The organism is Nocardiopsis sp. NRRL B-16309 (assembly GCF_001279585.1).
GTDB lineage: Bacteria > Actinomycetota > Actinomycetes > Streptosporangiales > Streptosporangiaceae > Nocardiopsis.
On record NZ_LGEC01000049.1, the window covers coordinates 25,218 to 40,498 of the forward strand.

The following is a 15,281-nucleotide window of genomic DNA, read 5'->3' on the forward strand; positions in this document are numbered from 1 at the left end:
CCTCTACCTCCGGGTGTCGGATAAGAAGCAGATGAATACCGATGCCGACTACGACCCCGAGGGCAACTCGATCCCCACCCAACGCCGCTTCACCAACACCAAGGCGGGCGACCTCGGCGTGCAGGTGATAAGGGAGTACGTCGAGCCGGGGCGTTCGGCCACCAGCACCGCCAAGCGCCCCGAGTTCCAGCGCATGATGCGCGAGGTCAAGAACTTCAAGCGCCAGGGTCGCCCGATCAAGTACGTCATCGTCTACACGATGAGCCGTGTCTTCCGGAACGCCTTGGAGGAGCTGACTACCAAGGCCCAGCTCGCACAGCTCGACATCACCCTCATCTCAGCCAAGGAGAACTTCGGCGAGGGGTACATGGGCGAGGCAATGCAAGCCATCATGGCCGTGTTCAACCAACTCCAGGTGCAGATCAGCGGCGACGACATCAGCACCAAGATGGAGAACAAGGCGCGCAACGGCGGCACCCCCGGCAAGGCACCGCTTGGCTACCTCAACACACGTGCTCTCATCGACGGGCGCGAGGTGCGCGTCGTGCGCCTCGACCCCGAGCGCGCTCCGCTCATCCGCCTGGCCTTCGAGCTGTACGCCACCAACGACTACACGTTGGCCGATCTGCAAGACGAGCTGTACGACCGAGGGTTGCGCACGCGCGCCACGCAGCGGTTCCCCTCACAGGCGGTGTCGATCAGCAAGCTGTCGCGGATACTGCGCGACCGCTACTACATCGGCTACGTCACCTACAAGGGCGAGGAGTACGCCGGGCGGCATGAGCCGCTGGTGGACGTGGAGCTGTTCGATCGGGTGCAGGCCATCGCGGATAGCCGCTCGGCCGCCGAGGAGCGGCGGCGCAAGCACCACCACTACCTCAAGGGCTCGCTCCTGTGCGGTGACTGCCGCCGCACCCGCGGGGTAGACAGCCGCATGATCATCCAGAAGTCCACCAACCGGCACGGCACCGAGTACACCTACTTCTTCTGTATCGCCAACCAGACCAGCCGCTGCCACACGCCGCACGTCAATGTGGCGCGGTTGGAGGAGGCGGTCGAAGCCCACTACGCCACCGTGGGATTCACGCCCGCCTTCATCGAGGAAGTACGCGGCCACCTGGAGCAGTCAATCGCCGAGCAGCAAGAGGCAACGCGCCTGCTGCATGACCAGCTCCGCAAACAGCTCCAAGAGGTGGACGTCGCCGAGGACAACCTGCTCGCCCTGGCCGGCGACGCGGAGATCAACCGCGACAAGGTGCGCGAGCAGTTGCGCAACCTCCAGGCGCGACGTCGCCGCCTGAACTCGCGTCTGGAGCACACCGAGGAAGACCTCTCCGGGGCTGCACGCCTGGTCGAGGTCGCCTTGCGCCTCCTGGAAAACCCCCGAGCGCTCTACCTTCGCTGTGACGAGGAACAGCGACGGATGCTCAACCAGGCGATCTTCCACGCGCTGTACGTCGAGGAGGACAAGGTCACCGGCCAGGACCTCAAGCCGCCCTTCGATGGGCTGCACGCCCTCCAGGATGGCCGCACACGCCTCGTCACCACAGAGGGCACCGACACACCCCCAAGCAGCTCGGAAGCCCCCTCCGATGGCGGAGAGGGCTTCCTAGCGCTGTCCTCGGTGGACGAGCTTCTCGAATCCCTTGCATTGGGTAAGGGTTCTAGTAAGCCGTCCAAGGTGGGCGCGAAGGGACTCGAACCCCTGACCTATTGCTTGTAAGGCAATTGCTCTAACCAGCTGAGCTACGCGCCCCTGTGTCGCGGATGATCATACCGTCTCGTGGCGGTCGGCGCGTCCCCGTTTCCCGCGCCAGGCTCCGGGCCTGGGCGAGGTACTCGCGCACGTCGCGCGGCTCGGCCGGGCCGGTGAGCACGCTCCAGCGCACGGTGCCGGCCGGGTCGACCAGGAAGGTGCCGCGGCGGGCGACGCCGCGGTCGGCGTCGAACACCCCGTAGGCGTCGGCCACACGGCCGTGCGGCCAGAAGTCCGACAGCAGCCGGAACGGGAAGTCCTCGGCGTCGGACCAGGTCCGCAGGGCGAAGACCGAGTCAACCGACACCGCCAGGACAGTGGTGCCCAGGGCGGCGAACTCCGCGTGGTGCGCTCGCAGGTCGGCCAGCTCGCCCGAGCAGACGCCGGAGAAGGCCAGCGGGTAGAACACGAGCAGCACGGGGCCGCCGCGCAGCTCCGAGAGGACGGTGGGGCTTCCGTGTTGGTCGCGCAGGGAGAAGTCGGGCGCGGTCGCGCCCTCGGGGATCGGGTGGGTCATGCTCGGTCCGTGTTCGTCGGGGCACGGCGGCCGCCGGTCTGCGGACGCCCCTCAGCGCCGCGCGTCCCGTGGTCGGACGCGCGGCACCGGATGCCTCACCCTGTGCGGGTGGTGCCCGTCACCGCTTGGGAACGACCAGGCGCGTGCCTGACCACTCCGATCCGATGCTCACAGCGCTGGTCTGCGACAGACCCGACGTGTTGGCCGCCTCGGCGACGTCGCTGGGGGACACGTGCAGCTCACGTCCCGCCTTCGGGGTCAGCACCAGGATGGTGCCCCCGTCGGCGATGAGCGTCACGGTGTCCATCAGCGCGTCGGCCAGGTCCTCCTCCTCGTCCGACCGCCACCACAGCAGTGCCGCGTCGACGTCACCGTCGAAGTCCTCGTCGACCAGCGCCTCGCCCGTGAGTTCGGCGATGGATGCGCGCAGTCCCTCGTCGACGTCGTCGTCGAAGCCGAATTCCTGCACCACCTGACCCGGCTTGAATCCGAGTCGGTCAGCCAAGCCGCGTTCGCTTTGTGCCTGGCCCGCGGTCGCGCTCACGAAAGTTCTCCTCCACAGATGGTTTTTCTCAATCTTGCCTGCACGAAGCAGTTGTCACAACGATGCCGGGCCCTCGCGGTACCCGTCGCACGTGTTCTTCACCATCGCTGATGGCCTAGTTCACACGCTACTGGCATGTTCCGTCAACGCGCTGCCGATGACGACAGGTATGACAGCCGTACCCTGCGCTCGGGGTTGTCCACGTTCAGATCGACCACGGCGATGGACTGCCATGTTCCCAGTTCGAGCTTTCCGTCCAGGACGGGAACGGTGGTCTGCGGGGCGACGAAGGCCGGCATCACGTGCGACCGGCCGTGTCCCCTGGATCCGTGCTGGTGGCGCCAGCGGTCGTCCGCCGGCAGCAGGTCGTCCAGGGAGGCGAGCAGGTCGTCGTCCGACCCCGCCCCGAGTTCGATGATCGCCACGCCCGCGGTCGCGTGCGGGACGAACACGTTGAGGAGTCCGTCTCCTCCGGACTCGGAGACGAAGTCGCCGCACTCACGCGTGATGTCGGTGATGCTCTCCGATCCGCCGGTGTGCAGCTCAAGGATCTGTGTCCGCATAGCGCCACCTTCGCGCAGCCGGGGCGCTCGTGCAACCATGCGGGTCCGCGATCGGATGGCGGAGTGCGCCCACAGGGGCCATACTCGACCCCGACAGCCGTGAACCCGGACGAAAGGAGGGGAAACGGTGACCGTGTCGTTACGTTTGGGCCCCCTGCTCCGGCACGTGGGTGAGACCACCGCGACGGTGTGGGTGGAGACCGATGCTCCGTGCCACGTGCGGATCCGCGTCGACGGGGAGGTCACGGCGACGGCCGCGACCTTCACCGTGCACGGCCACCACTACGCCGTGTGCGAAATCGAGGGCCTGCCGTCCGGATCCGCCCTCCCCTACGAGGTCTACCTGGACGACGACCGGGTCTGGCCGGAGCCGCACAGCGCCTTCCCTCCCAGTGTCGTGCGCACGGTCGATCCCCAGGCGCCCACACACCTGCTGTACGGCTCCTGCCGCACGCCCACCGGCGACGCACCGGAGGGCGTGGTCCGGTACGGCCCCGACATGCTCCGCGCGACCGCGCGGCGCCTGGTCGGCGAGCCGGTCGAGGGCAACCTGCTGCTCCTTCTCATCGGCGACCAGGTCTACGCCGACGAGATCCAGGAACCCATGCGCGCTTTCCTCGCCCGGACGAGGAGCGCGGCCCCCGACGACGGGGCGCCCGCCGACGAGGTCGTCCACTACGACGAGTACGCCGAGCTGTACCGGCAGGCCTGGATCGACCCGCAGGTGCGCTGGCTGCTGTCCACGGTGCCCACGCTGATGGTGTTCGACGACCACGACGTGCGCGACGACTGGAACACCTCGGCCGCCTGGCGCGGCGCCATGGACGAGCGGCCGTGGTGGCGGGCCCGGGTGACCAACGGACTGGGCGCCTACTGGGTGTACCAGCACGTGGGCAATCTCTCTCCCGCACGTCGCGAGAAGGACCCCCTCTGGGCGCGCGTGCGCGAGGCGCGCGGCGACGCCGCGGAGGCGGTCGACGACCTCGCCCGGCGCGCGCACGACGATCCCTCCTCCTACCGCTGGAGCCACCAGCACGACGTGGGGCCGGTACGGATCCTCATGGCCGACACCCGCTGCGCCCGAGCCCTGGACGAGGAGGCGCCCGCAAGCGGCTCACGCTCGATCCTGGGGGCGGAGGGGCACGAGTGGCTCGACGAGCGGCTCACCGGCGGGCCCGACCACGTGGTCGTGGCCTCCACCGTGCCCGTCCTGCTGCCCCCGGCGGTGCAGTACCTGGAGGCCTGGAACGAGGCCGTGTGCGCCGGTGCGTGGGGACAGGCCGCGCGGGGCCCGGCCGAACGGCTGCGCCAGGCGCTCGACCTGGAGCACTGGGGCGCCTTCCAGTACTCGCTGCGCCGCCTGGCCGCGGGCGTCGGGGAACTGGCCCGAGGGGAACGCGGACCGGCCCCCGCCACGGTGTTACTGCTCAGCGGGGACGTGCACTTCTCCTACCTGGCACGGGTCCGGGGCCTGGGCGGGGCGGAGGGCGCGACCCGCGTGACCCAGCTGGTGTCCTCTCCGCTGTGCAACCAGCTGCCGGTCAAGCTGCGCCGGATGGCGCGGCTGTCCATCAGCCGGCCGTTCCACCTGGCGGGCCGGATCCTGAGCGGACTGGCCCGGGTACCCCGGAGCGGCCTGCGCTGGAGCCTGGAGGGGCGGCCCTACTTCGGGAACACGATCGGCGAGGTGTCCTTCGACGGGCGCGCGGCCGAGGCGGTCTGGTACCACCACCCCGACGGCGGCCCGGACGCCCTGCCCAGGGTGCAGACCCGCATCGCGGTCTGAACCGCGGATCCGGCCGACCGGACCGCACGCCCGGGGTGGGGTACGGCCGGATTCTGGCTGGATTCCGGCGCACCACGCGGAACGAGGGACGCGTCCGGATACCGGCCCGTCCGCACCGCACGTGGAACGAGGAGCACCACCGGATCCGGCCGAACCGCACGGCGCCGGACGACCGCGGGCGGGCCCGGCGCCCGCACGCGGTCGCGGCACAGCGGGAGGCGGCGCGAGGGAACGCCCGCGCGGCGACACAGCGGGAGGCGGCGCGAGGGAACGCCCGCGCGGCGGCCCGGCGGCACCGGCCTCGCCGCGACCCCTACGGCTTGTGGGAGCGCGGGCGGCGCGTGGACGGCACCCCGCGGCGCCGACGACGGACGGCCATGCCCAGGTCGCTGCCTCGCTCCAGGAACTGCAGGGCCGCGCGGTGCACGGACGAACGGGCGCCCGGGGGCGCGGGGTCGGGGTTCTCGGTGTCCGCGGGGTCCAGGTGCGGCATGACGTGCGTCGGCTCGGTCTCCTGGGCGCCCAGGTGCGGCAGGAGGTCCGTCTCCTGCTGATCGGATGGCCCGGAGTCCTGCCGGTCCCGGTCGGGCCGGTCGCCCAAGTGCGGGACGACGTCCGTGCGCTCCTGGTCCTCGGACCGGTGTCCGGGCAGCGGGCGGACCGGGCGCGTGCGCTCCAGGGCGGAGGAGGACGCGCCGTCGCCGTCGTGGTCCGTGTCGCGGCTCTCCTCGTCCACGACCCGCTCCCACTCCCGGTCCCGGTCGCGCTGGTGGCGCTCCCCGGCCGCGCGGGTGCGCATGAGGCGCTCGCGGTCGCCGCGCCACTCGCGCCAGAGCCTGGCCAGCGGCGTGGCCACCGGCCAGGTGACCCGGGCCGGGCGCGAGAGCGCGTGCCAGAGGTAGGCGGTGGTCCCCCACGCCTCCATGGCGCGCCGCGCGCGGGTGATGGTGAAGAAGGTGGGCAGGGCCAGGAGTAGCTGCGGCCACGCCAGGGCCAGGCAGGCCAGCAGCGGGTAGAGGCCGCCGCCCGCGATGGAGGCCATCGCGCCGACGACGACGGGCACCAGGGCCAGGACCACCCGCAGGTTGGTGAACTGGCGGAAGCGGTGCAGGGAGCGCCGGGCCGAGACCGGCGGTGTCAGGCCCTCGGGCAGGGGCGTGGGCTGGACCACCGTCGCCAGCAGCAGCGACCCCACCGCCACGCACGCCGCCAGCAGGATCGTCCACCCCGCGGCGGCCAGCGTGCCGCCGACCATCAGGGCGACCACCCCGAGCACCGGAAGCGGCAGGGGCACCCAGAAGAGCACCCGTCTGCGCAGTTCGCCCTCCTGCGTGGGCTGGAGTGCGAACTCGGTCACCGGTGCCAGGATCCGGAACCTCTTCCTCGGTCGCTCGACCACTGCGTGACCCCCAAAGAACGTCGAGACGAAACGGTGCGCCGGCCGCCGGACGAGGACTGGTCCCCGTCGGGGCTCACGGCTGCGAACCGCCCACGTCAAAGCTATCCCTAATCGTCTGGTCCCCGGGCACACACGGGCAGTCACACCCAATTCGTTTCCGACCCGTGCGGACCGGAGCGGGCCGCACTCCCCCCGGAGCCGGTACCAGCATCCCGCACACCCGGGACACTCCGCCGTTCCCTGTCCTACCCGACGGCCGTGAAACCACCGTAAAAACCCGTGCGAACCGACCGGATACAGCCGATGGCCGAAGCCCGGTCCGCGCGGCCCCGCCGCGGCCCTCAGCCCTCGCCGTGCTCCGCGAGCCGGCCCAGGGCGACCGCCACCCGCAGCACGAACGACCCCCGGCCGTCGGAGGGGATGCGCCCGGTGAGCTCGGCGATCCGGCTGAGCCGGTAGCGCACGGTGTTGGGGTGGACGAACAGCATCCGCGCCGTGGCCTCCAGCGAGGAGGCGTGCTCCAGGTAGACCGACAGCGTGTCCAGCAGGGGGGACCCCGCGCCCTGCAACGGGACGTAGACCTCCTCCACCAGCTGGCGCCGCGCGTCGGTGTCGCCGCGCAGGGCCCGCTCGGGCAGCAGGTCGTCGGCCAGGACCGGGCGCGGCGCGTCGGGCCAGGCGACCGCGGCCCGCAGGCCGTTGACCGCCGCCCGCGCCGAGGCGCCGGCCGCGCGCAGGTCGGGCACCGCCGGGCCCACGACCACCGGGCCGGGGCCGAACAGGCCCGTCAGGGGCTCGGCGGCGGCCACGGGCAGGTCGTCGGCCGCGTAGCGGTCCCCCACCCCGACGACCACCACCACCCGCCGCCCCTGCCGTCCCGCGAGCACGTCGTGCCCCAGGCGCCGGGCCGCCGCGCGGATGTCGTCGAGGACCTTGGTGCCCTCCTCGCCCGCGTCGCCCGCCACCGCGATGACGGGGGTGTGCGACCACCCCAGGGCCGAGCCCCAGGTCTGCAGGCCCTCCTCGCGGTCCCCGTGCAGGAGGGCGTCGACGATCAGCGCCTCCAGCCGGGCGTCCCACGCCCCCCGCGCCTCGGCGGCGCGCGCGTAGACCTTCGCGGAGCTGAAGGCCACCTCGCGGGTGTAGCGCAGGACGGCCTCGCGCAGCTGCTGGGCACCGCCCGGAGCGGCCAGTTCCTCCACCTGGACCTCGACCACGTCGATGACCACGCGGATCATGTCCACGGTCTGCTGGAGGGAGACCGAGCGGGTCAGCTCCCGCGGCGCGGTGCCGAACACCTCCACGGTGATCGCCGGGCGCCCGCGCACGGGATTGCGGAACCAGTCGACGAAGGCGGCCACGCCCGACTGCGCGACCAGCCCGATCCAGGACCGGTCCTCGGCCGACATCCGGCGGAACCAGCCCAGCCGCTCCTCCATGCGCGCCACGGCGGCCGTGCCGATGGTGCCCATCGAGCGCTCCAGTCGGCGTACGGTCTCGGCTCGGACGCGGTCCTGCTCCGTGGCGCCCGGCTCCGTGGCATCCTGTTCCGTGGCGCCCTCGTCCGGTGACGGGTGGGATTCGGTGTTCACTCCACTAGGTTCGCATCCCCGCCGGGCCGGCGGTCGGACCACCCTCGCCCGGACGGTCGCGTGCGAGGGGGTGCCGGGCCCGGTTCCACCGGCTTCCGAGCGGTGCGCGTAGCGTCGGAAAGTGACCAGTCCCACCGCTTTTCGGCTGGCCGCAGCGGGATCGGGCTCATTTTGTCGGGAGTCTACAAACGACCTCGACCGAACTTCGTGTCTCTCCCCATCCAACTGGTGAACTCCTACAGGGCAAGGTTGATGTCGTGCTTGTAATCGTTGCTCCCGGCCAAGGTGCCCAGGTTCCCGGATTCCTCACCCCGTGGCTCGAACTGCCCGGCGTCGCCGAACAGTTCGCCGCGTGGTCGGAGGTGACCGGGCTCGACCTCGTGCGCTTCGGCACGACCGCGGACGCGGACGAGATCCGCGACACCGCCGTCGCCCAGCCCCTGCTGGTCAGCGCCGGCCTTGTCGCGGCCACCGCCATGCTCGGGCCCGCCTCCCACCCCGGCCCGTCGCTGCCCGCGGACCCCTCCGCCGTGGACGCCGTGGCGGGCCACAGCGTCGGCGAGTTCACCGCCGCCGCGATCACCGGTGTCCTGTCCCCGCACGACGCGCTGGCCCTGGTCGCCGAGCGCGGACGCGGCATGGCCGACGCCGCCGCCCGCACCGAGACCGGCATGACCGCGGTCCTGGGCGGCGACCGCGATGAGGTCCTGGCCGCGATCGGGGCCGCCGGCCTCACCCCCGCCAACGACAACGGCTCCGGGCAGATCGTGGTGGCCGGTACCACCGAGCAGCTGGCGGCGTTCGCCGGGAACCCGCCCGGGCGGGCCCGGCTGCGCCCGCTGTCGGTCGCCGGCGCCTTCCACACCGAGCACATGGCCCCGGCCGTGGAGCGCGTCCGGTCGAGCGCGGCCCACCTGACCCCCTCCGACCCCACCGTGCGGCTGCTCTCCAACGCCGACGGCGCGGTCGTCTCCAGCGGCACGGACTACCTTGAGCGCCTGGTGACCCAGATCTCCTCCCCCGTGCGGTGGGACGCCTGCACCCGGACGCTCGCCGACCTGGGCGTGACCGCCCTCATCGAACTCACACCGGCCGGCACCCTGACCGGACTGGCCAAGCGCGCGCTGCGCGGTGTCGACCTCCTCGCGGTGAAGACGCCCGACGACCTCGACCGCGCCACCGCCCTCATCAAGGAGCACGCGGGCACCACTCCCCACGCGAGCCCTGCCCAGGAAGGTTGACCATGTTCAGCTCCCCGAGCACCTCCCCGGGCGCGGCGATCGTCGCCTTCGGCGACTACCAGCCCGCCCAGGTCGTCACCAACGCCGACCTCATGGAACGCGTGGACACCACCGACGAGTGGATCCAGAGCCGTGTGGGCATCCGGGAACGCCGCATCGCGGGCCCCGATGACACCGTCGAGAGCATGGCCGTGGTGGCCGGCGGCAAAGCGCTCGCCGCCGGCGGGATGGCCCCCGAGGACATCGACCTGGTGATCGTGGCGACCTGCACCGCGCGGGACCAGATCCCCAACGCGGCCGCCTCGGTCGCCGCCAAGCTGGGCATCGTCGCCCCCGGCGCCTTCGACGTCAACGCCGCCTGCGCGGGCTTCTGCTACGCCCTGGGCATCGCCTCGGACGCGGTCCGCGGCGGCAGCGCGCGCAACGTGCTGGTGATCGGCTCGGAGAAGCTCAGCGACTGGGTGGACTGGGACGACCGCTCCACGTGTGTGATCTTCGCCGACGGCGCCGGCGCCGTGGTGGTCTCGGCCTCCGAGGAGCAGGCCGTGGGCCCCGTGGTGTGGGGATCCTCCGGTGAGCGCGCCGACAAGATCTACCTGCGCGACCACAAGTACCTCTACCAGGAGGGCCAGGCGGTCTTCCGCTGGACCACCACGGAGCTGTACAAGGTCGCGCTGGAGGCCCTCGACAGGGCCGGGGTGGACCCCTCCGAGCTCACCGCGTTCGTCCCCCACCAGGCGAACCTGCGCATCGTGGAGTCCATCGCCCGCAAGCTGGGGGCGCCGCAGGCACTCGTGGCCCGCGATATCGTCACCGCTGGCAACACCTCCTCCGCGTCCGTTCCGCTCGCGCTCTCGCGCATGGTGGAACGCGGGGAGCTGCCGTCGGGGAGCACCGTCCTCACCCTGGGCTTCGGCGCGGGGCTGGTCTATGCCGCACAGGTGATCCGTATCCCCTGACCCGCACCGCACGGACCTGAGGCGTCCGCCGGGCGAACGCGGTCCGACCCGTCGTCGCAGGGCGACCTCGAACCAGACACAGAATCAGCGAACAAGGAGAATCACGACATGGCTCACACCGAGCAGGAGATCCTGAGCGGCCTCGGCGAGATCATCGAGGAGATCGTCGGTACCGACGCCTCCGAGGTCAGCCCGGAGAAAAGCTTCGTCGACGACCTCGACATCGACTCGCTGTCCATGGTGGAGATCGCCATCGCCGCCCAGGACAAGTTCGGCGTGGAGATCCCCGACGACCAGCTCAAGGACCTCAAGACGGTCCAGGACGTCATCACCTTCATCCAGAAGTAGGCGCGTCCGGGCCGCCGGAGCCCCACCGGCACCGGCGGCCCCGCCCGCGCGCGAGACGGCCCGGCGACGGCTCCCGCGGCCCCGCCACGCACCACCACCACCCGCCAACGTCTTCCGGATCAGCAACCGGGAACGATCCACGAGAAGGGCGATCGGATCATGTCCAAGACCGATGTCGTCATCACCGGCCTCGGCGCCACCACCCCCCTCGGGGGTGACGTCGCGACCACATGGTCCGCGCTCCTCGACGGCCGGTCCGGCATCTCCATGCTGGACGAGTCCTGGCACGAGAAGCTTCCTGTGCACTTCGCCGGGCGTATCGCCCAGGAGCCCTCGGAGAAGCTTCCGCGTCCACGGCTGCGCCGACTGGACCGGACCCAGCAGTTCGCGCTGATCGCCGCCCAGGAGGCCTGGGCGGACGCCGGCACACCCGAGGTCGACCCCCTGCGCCTGGGCGTGGTCGTCTCCAGCGGGATCGGTGGCATCCTCACCATCCTCGAGCAGTACGACACCTTCCGTGAGAAGGGCTGGAAGCGGGTCTCCCCGTTCACCGTGCCCATGCTCATGCCCAACAGCCCGGCCGCCGCGGTCAGCCTGGAGTTCACCGCCCGGGCCGGAGCGCACGCCCCGGTCAGCGCCTGCGCCTCCAGCGCGGAGGCGATCGCCAACGGTGTCGACATGATCCGCGCCGGGCGCGCCGACATCGTCATCGCCGGCGGTACCGAGGCGGCCATCCACCCGCTCAACATCGCCTCCTTCGCGTCGATGCGGGCCCTGTCCACGCGCAACGACGACCCGCACACGGCCTCCCGCCCGTGGGACAAGGACCGCGACGGGTTCGTCATGGGCGAGGGCGCCGGCATCGTCGTCCTGGAGTCGGCCGAGCACGCGGCCAGGCGCGGCGCGCGGGTGTACGCCCACGCGGCGGGTGTCGGCTACACCAACGACGCCTACGACATCGTCCAGCCCGACCCGGAGGGCACCGGCCAGGCGCGCGCCATCTCCGAGGCGCTGGCCGACGCCGACCTCAGGACCAGCGACATCGTGCACGTCAACGCGCACGCCACGTCCACCCCGGCCGGCGACGTCGGTGAGACCCGCGCGATCCGCACCGCCCTGGGCGACGCCGACGCCGACCGCGTGGCGGTGACCTCCACCAAGTCGATGACCGGCCACCTGCTGGGCGGCGCGGGCGCGGTGGAGTCGATCGCCACGGTCCTGGCCCTGCACGAGGGCCGGATCCCGCCGACGATCAACATCCAGGAGCTGGACCCCGACGTGGCGGTGGACATCGTCCGAGACAAGCCCCGGGACATGCCCGCCGGCGACGTCGCGGCGATCAACGAGTCCTTCGGCTTCGGCGGTCACAACATCGCCCTGGTGTTCCGACGCGCCTGACCCCGCGTCCGCACCGCACCCCGGCGGGTGCCGCCACCGGCGGCGCCCGCCGGCGGCGTTCGCACCCCCACCAGGGGTGACACCGGGTGACCGACGGGACGGGAAAGACGGCGTGTGACCGCGGGAATCGCCGTGAACAGGCCGAACCGGTATGATCTGCGGGTACCGTGACACCCGTCACCCTGGTGTCCCGCGTGGGCTACGGGCGGCCGATGATCGGTGGAACGAGCCGTGAAGGTGAGCTGAACACCCGGGGACAGGCCTTTCAGGCCGACCCGGTACGGCGACACCATGGATCCGTGTCTCCCCTGAGTTCCCATCGCGCACCCATGGCGACCACGGCCCCCATGCCCGTCCCGACGCACCGGCGTCCGGCCGCGGGTCCCCGTTACCTGCCCATCGTGGACCTGGACTCGGGCTCCGTCGTGGCCATCGAGACCGTCGCCGCTCCGCCGCCCACGGCCCGGGGCGGTTTCGCCGCCGTGACCGAGCAGGAGTGCGAGACGGTGGCCGAATGGCTGCTGACGCTGGTCCGCGACTCGGCCGGGACCGAGAGCCTGCTGCCGCTGGTGCTGCCCCTGCCCGCGCGCACGCTGTCGGGCGGGGACGCGTTCGTCACGGCCGTGGAGTCCCGGATGCGGCGGGCGGGCCGCCGCCCGCGCGACGTCACCTTCATGCTCAGCCCGGACCTGGCCGAGCTCGACCGCCAGACGGTGGTGGCCGGTGTGGCCCGCCTGCGCGCGGCCGGGTTCCGGTGCGGGTTCGGCACGGCGATGGTCCGCCCCGACCTCATGATCGACGCCACGCCCTTCCTCGTGCGCATCGACCCCCAGATCGTGTCGGGCCTGGCCACCGACCAGCGGCACGTGACCGTGGTGGAGGGACTGGCGCGCATCGGCCGGGGCAGCGGCGTTTTCGCCATGGCCTCGGGGGTGTCCTCGGCCGACGAGGTCATCCGCCTGCGGCGCTGCGGCCTGCGGGTGGCCACCGGCCCGTTCTTCGCGGACGAGGCCTGGCGGCCCGGTGAGCGCGTCGCCCCGGTCCCGGAGCCGGTCACGGAGGGCCCGGGGAGCGGGCAGGACTCCGGCCCCCCGGTCACGGAGTACATGGTGCCGCCGGTGGGCCTGGACGCCGACTCCACCGCCGACCAGGTGCTCACCGCCTTCACCGACGACCCGGCGCTCAACAGCGTCATCCTCATCGACCACCGGGACCGCCCCCTGGGCGTGATCGACCGGACGCGGTTCCTGCTCTCGGTGACGGGCCGGTACGGCCACGCCCTGCACGCCAAGCGCCCGGCGCTGCGGATGGCCGAGGCCCCGCGCACGGTTCCGGCGTGGATGTCGGCGATCGCGGCGCTGCGGGTGGCCGGCCAGGACAACGAGCGGGTCTACGACGACCTCATCGTGACCAACAGCTACGCGCAGGTGTTCGGCGTGGTGCACGTGTCCGACCTGGTGCGCTCGCTCTCCCTGAGCTGAGCGGCACCGGCGGCCCCGGCGGGGCGGGCGCCCGGTCGACACCCGGACACGGCAGGCGCTCGGACGAAACTGCTCCCGGACGGGGCGGCACCCTGTGCCCGTCGGGCCGGGTGCGACGCCGGGGCGTTTTCGAGGAATACCCAGCGCGTCGCGCGGGGGCGCCCGGTCAGTGCTGCCCGGGGCCCTTGGTGCCCGAGGGGCTGCTGGTGGCGGCGGAGCCGTCGACCGGGGAGTAGCCGTTGTAGTGCGGTTCGGCCTCGCGCCCCAGTTCCAGGGCGCGGGCGAGTTCGGCGCGGGTGGCCTCGTCGTGGAGGTAGTCGAGTTCGGGGCGCCGGGGCATGCGGCCGTCCCCCGAGGAACGGCCCATGAGGCGGCGGCGCACCCACGGCACCCCGTACTTGCGGGCCCAGCGCCGGTTCTCCCGGCGGCGCAGGATGGCGGGCAGCTGCTGGGGCGGGGTGCTCCAGGGGTCGGTCCAGGACTCCCGCGGCCCCATGGGCACGCCGAGGAGGTCGGCGATCCTGGCGGCGACGATCTGGTGCCCGGCGCCGTTGAGGTGCAGGCGGTCCTCGCTCCAGGCCCGGGGGTCGGTGAGGGCGTTGAGCGCCCACATGTCGACGATCTCGGTGCCGGTGCGCTCGGCGACGGCCCTCATGTGCATGCTGAACACGGCGATGCGGCCGCGGTAGTAGCGCAGCACGGGGATCCAGCCGGTGTCGTGGCCGGAGATGATGACGACCCGGATGCCCGCCTCGCACAGGAGCCGGACGCCCGTCTCGAACTGCTCGGCCAGCCGGTCGAGGTCGTTGCCGGGCCGCAGGACGTCGTTGCCGCCGGCCAGGACGGTGACGAGGTCGGGGCGCCAGGCGAAGGTCTGCTCCAACTGCTCACCGAAGATGTGGCTCATGCGGCGCCCGCGCACCCCGAGGTTGGCGTAGCGGAAGTCGGGGACGGTCGCGCCCAGGTGCTCGGCGAGCCGGTCGGCGAACCCTCGGTACGCGCCCCCGGGGCCGCTGTCGTCTTCCATCCCTTCGGTGATGCTGTCGCCGATCGCGACGAAGGACCGGATGGTGTGCGGTCTGTTCGCGCGCGCGGCCGCTGAGGGATTCGTCTCTAGGTCTGTCACGTCAACCAATCATCCGGCTCGACCGTCCCACGCCGACGCGGCGCCGAGGGTGCGCGGGAACGGAATCCTGGTACGGGCCGCGGTGGGACGCCGACCCGTGTCCGAACACCGTCGACCCCTGGTCGGCCGCAGGACGGCCACCCGGCCGAAGGACGTTCGGGCGAGGACAGTGCCCGCCAAGCATACCCGTGACCGGTGTCGGCGTGCCGGAATCGGGTCCAATCGGACCCCTCGTGGCCGCCTCCGGCCGAGTCGCCGGCACCCCGGCGTGTCGCCGCGCCCCGGCTTTACACGACCGGCCCCGCAGTCAATCACACCGAATTGTCAGCCGATCGGCCGAAGATTAACTATGACGTAGGTCACATATGATTCGGGACCTTGGCGATGAAAGTCCCGTGTCACGGAGATCACTCGGGCAGGTGACGGAGTGGTCGCGGCGGACCTGGTCGTCCTGGGGGTACCCATGTGGCTCCCGGACACGTACGATCACGGACAAGTGCTCACGGCTCCCCTGCTCCTCGGCCCGCCGTGCCAAGGCTCGGCACCCCCTCCGGCGGACCGGCCCCTCCCG

14 protein-coding genes, 1 tRNA gene and 1 pseudogene are annotated in these 15,281 nt (G+C 71.9%); 7 read left to right on the forward strand and 9 right to left on the reverse strand.

Going from position 1 to position 15,281, the window contains the following annotated elements; genetic code table 11:
• Positions 1-31: 31 nt before the first annotated feature.
• Positions 32-775: pseudogene (locus ADL05_RS32380) on the forward strand (recombinase family protein); the annotation flags it as partial.
• Here ADL05_RS32380 and ADL05_RS31635 read toward each other — a convergent pair.
• The 6 genes from ADL05_RS31635 to ADL05_RS06190 form a co-directional block, all read right to left on the reverse strand.
• Positions 683-1,117: a hypothetical protein gene (locus ADL05_RS31635; RefSeq protein ID WP_231640631.1), complete on the reverse strand. Its 435-nt coding sequence runs from the start codon at positions 1,115-1,117 to the stop codon at positions 683-685. The pseudogene ADL05_RS32380 and the gene ADL05_RS31635 overlap by 93 nt on opposite strands.
• A gap of 9 nt (positions 1,118-1,126) precedes the next feature.
• Positions 1,127-1,513: a hypothetical protein gene (locus tag ADL05_RS31640; RefSeq protein WP_053615897.1), complete on the reverse strand. Its 387-nt coding sequence runs from the start codon at positions 1,511-1,513 to the stop codon at positions 1,127-1,129.
• A 169-nt stretch (positions 1,514-1,682) separates the two neighbouring features.
• A tRNA-Val gene (locus tag ADL05_RS06175) sits at positions 1,683-1,756 on the reverse strand.
• Positions 1,734-2,273 (reverse strand): peroxiredoxin, encoded by a 540-nt coding sequence (locus ADL05_RS06180; protein ID WP_082376153.1) that lies wholly within the window; start codon positions 2,271-2,273, stop codon positions 1,734-1,736. The genes ADL05_RS06175 and ADL05_RS06180 overlap by 23 nt, the downstream gene beginning before the upstream one ends.
• 118 nt (positions 2,274-2,391) lie before the next feature.
• On the reverse strand, positions 2,392-2,817 hold the full coding sequence (locus ADL05_RS06185) for a DUF3052 domain-containing protein (RefSeq protein ID WP_053615898.1): 426 nt from the start codon (positions 2,815-2,817) through the stop codon (positions 2,392-2,394).
• Positions 2,818-2,960: 143 nt separating this feature from the next.
• Positions 2,961-3,380 (reverse strand): secondary thiamine-phosphate synthase enzyme YjbQ, encoded by a 420-nt coding sequence (locus ADL05_RS06190; protein WP_053615899.1) that lies wholly within the window; start codon positions 3,378-3,380, stop codon positions 2,961-2,963.
• A gap of 127 nt (positions 3,381-3,507) precedes the next feature.
• Between ADL05_RS06190 and ADL05_RS06195 the strand changes: the two genes are divergently transcribed.
• Complete coding sequence (locus ADL05_RS06195) at positions 3,508-5,166, forward strand: alkaline phosphatase D family protein (protein WP_053615900.1); 1,659 nt, start codon at positions 3,508-3,510, stop codon at positions 5,164-5,166.
• A 313-nt stretch (positions 5,167-5,479) separates the two neighbouring features.
• On the opposite strand, the gene ADL05_RS06200 is transcribed toward ADL05_RS06195, so the two are convergent.
• Both ADL05_RS06200 and ADL05_RS06205 read right to left on the reverse strand, forming a co-directional pair.
• Positions 5,480-6,523 (reverse strand): hypothetical protein, encoded by a 1,044-nt coding sequence (locus tag ADL05_RS06200; RefSeq protein ID WP_053615901.1) that lies wholly within the window; start codon positions 6,521-6,523, stop codon positions 5,480-5,482.
• 383 nt (positions 6,524-6,906) lie between these two features.
• Entirely contained in the window at positions 6,907-8,157 is a 1,251-nt protein-coding gene (locus ADL05_RS06205) for a CdaR family transcriptional regulator (RefSeq protein WP_053615902.1), read from the reverse strand.
• A 257-nt stretch (positions 8,158-8,414) separates the two neighbouring features.
• On the opposite strand from ADL05_RS06205, the gene ADL05_RS06210 reads away from it, so the two are divergent.
• The 5 genes from ADL05_RS06210 (at position 8,415) to ADL05_RS06230 (ending at position 13,584) form a co-directional block, all read left to right on the forward strand.
• Entirely contained in the window at positions 8,415-9,398 is a 984-nt protein-coding gene (locus ADL05_RS06210) for an ACP S-malonyltransferase (protein WP_082376154.1), read from the forward strand.
• A gap of 2 nt (positions 9,399-9,400) precedes the next feature.
• Positions 9,401-10,357, forward strand: a complete 957-nt coding sequence (locus tag ADL05_RS06215) for a beta-ketoacyl-ACP synthase III (protein WP_053615903.1) — start codon at positions 9,401-9,403, stop codon at positions 10,355-10,357.
• A 108-nt stretch (positions 10,358-10,465) separates the two neighbouring features.
• Entirely contained in the window at positions 10,466-10,705 is a 240-nt protein-coding gene (locus ADL05_RS06220; RefSeq protein WP_053615904.1) for an acyl carrier protein, read from the forward strand.
• A 159-nt stretch (positions 10,706-10,864) separates the two neighbouring features.
• Positions 10,865-12,103: a beta-ketoacyl-ACP synthase II gene (gene fabF, locus ADL05_RS06225; protein ID WP_053615905.1), complete on the forward strand. Its 1,239-nt coding sequence runs from the start codon at positions 10,865-10,867 to the stop codon at positions 12,101-12,103.
• Positions 12,104-12,432: 329 nt separating this feature from the next.
• Positions 12,433-13,584 (forward strand): EAL domain-containing protein, encoded by a 1,152-nt coding sequence (locus ADL05_RS06230; protein WP_053615906.1) that lies wholly within the window; start codon positions 12,433-12,435, stop codon positions 13,582-13,584.
• Between the two features lie 166 nt (positions 13,585-13,750).
• Here ADL05_RS06230 and ADL05_RS06235 read toward each other — a convergent pair whose 3' ends face one another.
• The gene (locus ADL05_RS06235; protein ID WP_053615907.1) at positions 13,751-14,710 is read right to left on the reverse strand and encodes an SGNH/GDSL hydrolase family protein; all 960 of its coding nucleotides are present in this window, start codon (positions 14,708-14,710) and stop codon (positions 13,751-13,753) included.
• Positions 14,711-15,281 lie beyond the last annotated feature (571 nt).